Origin of the sequence: Mesorhizobium sp. M2A.F.Ca.ET.037.01.1.1, assembly GCF_003998075.1 — a bacterium.
Lineage (GTDB): Bacteria > Pseudomonadota > Alphaproteobacteria > Rhizobiales > Rhizobiaceae > Mesorhizobium.
This window is the reverse complement of record NZ_RZSA01000350.1, coordinates 1-6,030: the sequence shown is the minus strand read 5'-3', so window position 1 is coordinate 6,030 and position 6,030 is coordinate 1. Positions and strand designations below refer to the sequence as shown.

Below are 6,030 nucleotides of genomic sequence, written 5' to 3'. Positions count from 1 at the left end.
ACGCGATCGACTATCACACGATCGCTGATCACGCCCCTCTGATCGTCGACACGCGCAATGTTTTTGGCCGCCTCGGGCTAGACCGAGAGACGGTGGTGAAGGCCTGACGGCATCTGAGCCGGCGAATTTCTTGCACGGTGTCAGGATCGTGGTTGCACTGCGTCGGCTGACTCGCCACATAACGCCACGGAATACAGATGCATTTACGCCTTCCCCTTGGCCGCAAGGGTAGTCATCCGGGATATTCTTCGCCGCTTTTGCCGCCGAGGCCGGCTTGTTGACTTCGGGTGTCTTATCGTTGGGTCGTTGACGGACTGTGTTATGACAGATCAGAAGATAATGGTTCCGTCTTCCGACGGGTTTCGGGATAGCATGAGCACATCGTACGCAGAAATCTCCACCATCCTCATGGATAAGGTTGCCGATTGGCTGAACGAATCGGCGCTGGCGGGCAACGACCTGGAAGCATTGGTAAATGGCTTTTGCGAACGGCTGGCTGCTGCCGGCCTGCCGCTGAAGCGGGTGCATTTGAGCTTCTCGATGCTCCATCCGCTCTATGACGCGCTTGGCTTCACCTGGGTTCGCGGCCAGGGCATGGAAGTGGAAGGCTTCCGCAAGGAGGCCGGTGTGCCGTCTGAAAGATTCCTGACCAGTCCATACTACCATCTGCTCAGCAATAAGCTCGACCATCTGCGACGCCGGCTCGACCCGTCGGTGCTATCGGAGTTTCCTGTTTTCGATGACCTCCGGCTTATGGGCATCACCGATTACATGGCTTTCGTCCATCCCTTCAGCGGCAACACCAGTCAGGGCATGATGGGGTCTTGGTCCACCGACAGCGCCGCGGGCTTCAGCGACAGCATGATTTCGGCGCTGCTGCGCATCCAGAGCCATCTCGCTATCGCCACCAAGATGGCGGTGCTCACCAAGCTCGCTGACAACATGATGACCACCTATCTCGGCGGCGACGCTGGCAGGCGCGTGCTTGACGGCCAGATCAAGCGCGGCGAGGGCGATACAATCCGGGCCGCACTGGTAATGGGAGATATGCGCGGGTCGTCGAGGCTTGCCGAAACTTCCGGCCGCGAAGTCTATATCGATACGCTGAACCAGTTTTTCGACGCCGTTGCCGCACCTTTCAATCGCAACGGCGGGCAGATCATGAGTTTCATTGGTGATGGCTTCATTGCCGTCTACCCTTGCGAAAGGCACCGTTCGCAGTCCGAGATCGCCTGCCAGGCTGCTCTTGCGGCCGCGCACAAGGCCAGCGCGCGCATGATGGATCTCAACCTGCGCCGAAAAGAGCAGGGGTTGTCCGACATCAAATTTGGTATCGGCCTGCATGTCGGCAATGTGATGTTTGGCAATGTCGGGCTTACCGACCGGCTCACATTCTCTGTCTTCGGCTCGGCTGTGAACGAGGTCCAGCGCCTTCAGACCCTGACCAAGAAATATCCGCATAGCGTTCTGGCCAGCAAAGACTTCGCCGGCTATTGCGGTGCCAACAAATGGCTGACGCTCGGCAACGAGGAACTGGCTGGCATCAAGCAGAAGCTGACGGTGCTTTCACCAGATCTGTCGGGAGCTCTCGCACTCGATGAAGACGGTGCGCCGGAGCCGATTCACGGCCGAAGATCGGACGCCGAGCAGGTCATGCTGCTTCACCGCGACGCCGCGCGGATGGCGGCGGGCGACCCGAGTAAGCTCCAGTAAACCGCCGCGATCTGGCCCGATCGCCTTTGGTAGCCAGTTCGGTCGTCGGTTCCGCCACTGACGACCGCTTCGAATCCAAGTTGCTCTGCGCTGGCAATGCGCTAGTCTCGCTTTCTGGAGAGCTGCCAGAGTGGGGCTGGTGTGAAGATGAATTCGAGTGTCGATCTGCTGCGGATCGAAGACGTTGGCATCTCTTTTGCCATCATGGGGGGGCCGTTGCATGCCGTCAGGCGCGCAAATCTTCGCGTCCTGCCCGGTAAGGTTACCGCGCTTGTGGGCGAGTCCGGTTCCGGAAAATCGGTTCTCAGCCAGGCCGTGATGGGCATTTTGCCGAACACAGCCCATGTTCGCGGCCGGATCCTGTTTTCCGATCCTGAAAAGCCCGGCACGACGCAGGATATCCTCAAGATGTCGCGTGATGGGCCCGAAATCCGGGCGTTGAGAGGCAGCCGCATCGGCAAAATCTTTCAGGAGCCGATGACATCGCTGTCGCCGCTGCACACGATCGGCAACCAGGTCAGCGAATCCCTGCAGATTCATACGCCCATGGCTCGGGCGGAGCGCAAGGCGCGGACCGAGGAAATGCTCAGCCTTGTCGGCTTTCCCAATCCCAAGCGCGCCTATGACATGTATCCCTTCGAACTTTCCGGAGGATTGCGTCAGCGCGCCATGATCGCCATGGCGCTTATCTGCCGGCCCGCCCTGTTGATCGCCGATGAGCCGACGACGGCGTTGGACGTCACCATCCAAGCGCAAATCCTGCAATTGCTGCGCGGGCTTCAGACCAAGCTGAACATGGCGATGCTGCTGATCACGCACGACCTCGGCGTGGTCGCCAATGTCGCCGACGAGGTGGTGGTCATGTACCATGGCGAGATCATGGAGGCGGGACCCGTCGAGGCGATATTCCGCCGGCCAGGCCATCCTTACCTTAAGGGCCTGATGGCAGCCGTTCCGCATTTCGACCTGAAGCCTGGCGAAAGGCTAAAGGCGCTGCGCGAGGTGCCGGTGAATGTCGGAAACCTGCTCGGCAAGCAGACCGCGCCGGCATCGAAGGGGCCGGACGACATCCTGCTGTCGGTCAGGGATCTGACAAAGACCTTCACCATCCGCAAGTCCGGATGGTTCGGTGGGGATCATCAAACCTCTGTTCGCGCCGTCGACGGCGTGAGCTTCGACATCAAGCGGGGTGAATGCCTGGGTCTGGTCGGCGAAAGCGGTTCCGGCAAAACCACCGTCAGCAAGATCCTCATGCGGGCTGTCACCCCTAGCGGTGGTTCTGTGATCTTCAACAGCCGCGATCGACCGATCGACGTCCTGGCAGGCGAGGGAGACGCCCTGCACATGCTGCGCGCGAAAATCCAGATGGTCTTCCAAGACCCGGTTTCGTCGCTTTCACCTCGCATGACGGTGGAGAACATCTTGAGCGAGCCGCTGGAAATTCATCAGCGTGGCAATGCCGCATCCCGGTTAGCCACGGTCAAGAGCCTGATGCAGGCAATCGGGCTCGATCCGCGCTTCATCAAGCGTTATCCGCACAGTTTCTCAGGCGGGCAGCGTCAGCGGATCGGCATCGCGCGCGCGTTGGCGCTGGGGCCTGAACTGCTGATCTGCGACGAGCCGGTTTCAGCGCTCGACGTCTCCGTCCAGGCGCAGATCCTGAACCTTCTGAAGGACCTGCAGAAGGAACTGGGACTGACCTATCTGTTCATATCCCATAACCTGGCGGTGGTGGACTACATGGCAGACCGCATCGCGGTGATGTGCGGGGGGCGTATCGTCGAGCTAGCGCCGCGCGAAATTCTGCTCAGGAAACCGATCCACCCCTACACGCGCTCACTGGTCGCCGCAGTACCTTTCCCCGATCTCGACAGGCCGATGGATTTCAAGACGCTGAAGCTCAGCGGCGCTTCCGACACCAGCGCATGGGGACCGCAATTCCGCGACGAGGGCGAAGAGGACGTGCTGTCGCCGCTCGATCTTGGCGGCGGCCACCTTGTTCTGGCCCGACGCTCGGCCGATGCCAGCGAGCTACGCCATTGATCAGCCGGCGCACCGTCCTTGGACTCATGGCTTCGGCATTTGTGCCGAGCACGTTGCACGCCGGCGATCTGGAGCCGGAATTTCTTCAGCCGCTGCTGAAGGCCCTGGCGCTGCCGGCACTCGCCAAGCGCTTGCCCAAGAGCCCGCGCGTGGTGAACCTCGCTGCGATGGGCCGGCAGCCCGGCCAGTACGGCGGCACGCTGCGCACGATCATCGGCAGCCAAAAAGACATCCGGATGATGACCATCTACGGATATGCTCGCCTGGTCGGCTATGACGAAAAGCTCAACCTGCAGCCCGATATTCTCGAAAGTTTCGACGTGGCGGACGATCGTGTCTTCACTTTCAAGCTACGGGAAGGACATAAATGGTCTGACGGCAGCCTGCTGACGCCAGAGGATTTTCGCTATTGCTGGGAAGATGTCTGGCTGAACGATGAGCTTACGCAAGGCGGGCTCACCCCGACCCTGCTGGCGGACGGCAAGCCGCCACGCTTCGAGATCGTCGATCCGTTGACAGTCCGCTATAGCTGGGATGCGCCTAATCCCGACTTCCTGCCCAAGCTCGCTGCCGCTTCGCCGCTATCGCTTGTTCTGCCGGCCGCCTATCTCAAGCAGTTCCACAAGAAATACCAGGACCCATTCCGGCTTGCCGGCTTAATGGAGGAGAACAGGGCCAAGAAATGGACGCTCCTGCATATCCGCATGTCGCGCCAGTATCGCCCGGAGAACCCGGAACTGCCGACGCTCGATCCCTGGCAGAACCGGACCAAGCCACCGGCCGAGCAGTTCGTCTTTGAGCGGAACCCGTTCTTTCATCGAATAGACGAGAATGGCCGGCAACTGCCGTACATTGACCGGGTTGTCATGAATGTCAGCTCGTCGGCGATCATTTCCGCCAAGACCGGTGCGGGCGAGAGCGACCTGCAATGCATGGGAATCGACTTTGCCGACTACGCCTTCCTGAAGGACGCGGAGAAGCGCTACCCGGTGAAGATGCATCTGTGGAAACGCACACAGGGTTCGCGGCTGGCGCTGCTGCCCAACCTCAATTGTGCCGACCCGGTGTGGCGTGACCTTCTTCGCGACGTGCGCGTGCGCCGCGCGCTTTCGCTCGCAGTGGACAGGCGCGAGATCAACTTGGCCGTGTTCTATGGATTGGCGCAGGAAAGTGCCGATACAGTCCTGCCGGAGAGCCCGCTTTACCGGCCGGAATTCGCGAGAGCCTGGGTCGCCCACGATCCCGACCGAGCCAACGCCCTGCTCGACGAGGTCGGGCTTAAGGCGCGCGACGATGACGGTCTGCGGATCCTTCCCGATGGACGCCCGGCGCAGGTCATCGTGGAAACGGCCGGCGAAAGCACGCTGGAAACGGACGCGCTCGAACTCATCACCGATCACTGGCGGCAGGTCGGCATCGCCCTGTTCGTCCGGACTTCGCAGCGAGACATCTTCCGCAGCCGCGCGCTAGGTGGCGAGATCATGATGTCGATTTGGTCGGGTATCGACAATGGTGTGCCGACCGCCGACATGAACCCGTCCCAGTTGGCCCCCACCATGGACGACCAGCTGCAATGGCCGCTCTGGGGTGCTCACTACCTGTCTCACGGCACGGTCGGCGAGGCGCCCGATCTTCCGCCTGTCGTTGAGTTGATGGCTTTGCTCAAGCGCTGGAACGTTTCGACCGAAGCCGCGGAGCGCGCCGAAATCTGGAATTCAATGCTGTCGATCTACACCGATCAGGTGTTTTCGATCGGCACGGTGAACGGAACGCATCAGCCGGTTCTGGCGTCCTCGAGGCTGCGCAATCTGCCTGACAAGGCGCTCTACGGCTACGATCCGACCGCCTATTTCGGTGTCTATATGATGGACACATTCTGGCTTGGAGAGTCCTGAGCGTGCTTCGATATATTGTCTGGCGCATTGCTGTGATGGTTCCAACGCTGCTGATCATATCGGCGCTGGTGTTCACGATCATCGAACTTCCCCCGGGCGACTATTTCGACAGCTATGTTGCAGAGCTTCGGGCTCAGGGCGAAGCGGTGGATTCCGATCGCATCCAGATGATGCGCAAGGAGTATGGTTTCGACAAGCCGCCGGTCATTCGCTACTTCTACTGGGTCGGCGGAATGCTACACGGCGATTTCGGCTATTCCTTCGAATATGAGCTGCCGGTTCGCGATGTCATCGGTGACCGAATGTGGCTGACCATTTTGGTTTCCTTCGTCACGATCATCTTCACCTGGCTCATCGCCTTTCCGATCGGCATGTACTC

4 protein-coding genes are annotated in these 6,030 nt (G+C 60.2%); all 4 read left to right on the top strand.

The features are described 5' to 3' along the window. The first annotated feature begins 372 nt into the window (after nt 1–372). Nucleotides 373–1,713 (top strand): adenylate/guanylate cyclase domain-containing protein, encoded by a 1,341-nt coding sequence (locus EOA27_RS18190; protein WP_126081346.1) that lies wholly within the window; start codon nt 373–375, stop codon nt 1,711–1,713. A gap of 147 nt (nt 1,714–1,860) precedes the next feature. Further along, on the top strand, nt 1,861–3,756 hold the full coding sequence (locus tag EOA27_RS18185) for an ABC transporter ATP-binding protein (protein ID WP_126081347.1): 1,896 nt from the start codon (nt 1,861–1,863) through the stop codon (nt 3,754–3,756). Then, nucleotides 3,753–5,651, top strand: a complete 1,899-nt coding sequence (locus EOA27_RS18180; RefSeq protein WP_126081348.1) for an ABC transporter substrate-binding protein — start codon at nt 3,753–3,755, stop codon at nt 5,649–5,651. The genes EOA27_RS18185 and EOA27_RS18180 overlap by 4 nt, the downstream gene beginning before the upstream one ends. 2 nt (nt 5,652–5,653) lie before the next feature. Continuing rightward, the coding region (locus EOA27_RS18175) for an ABC transporter permease (RefSeq protein ID WP_145970397.1) at nt 5,654–6,030 on the top strand (377 nt) is incomplete at its 3' end.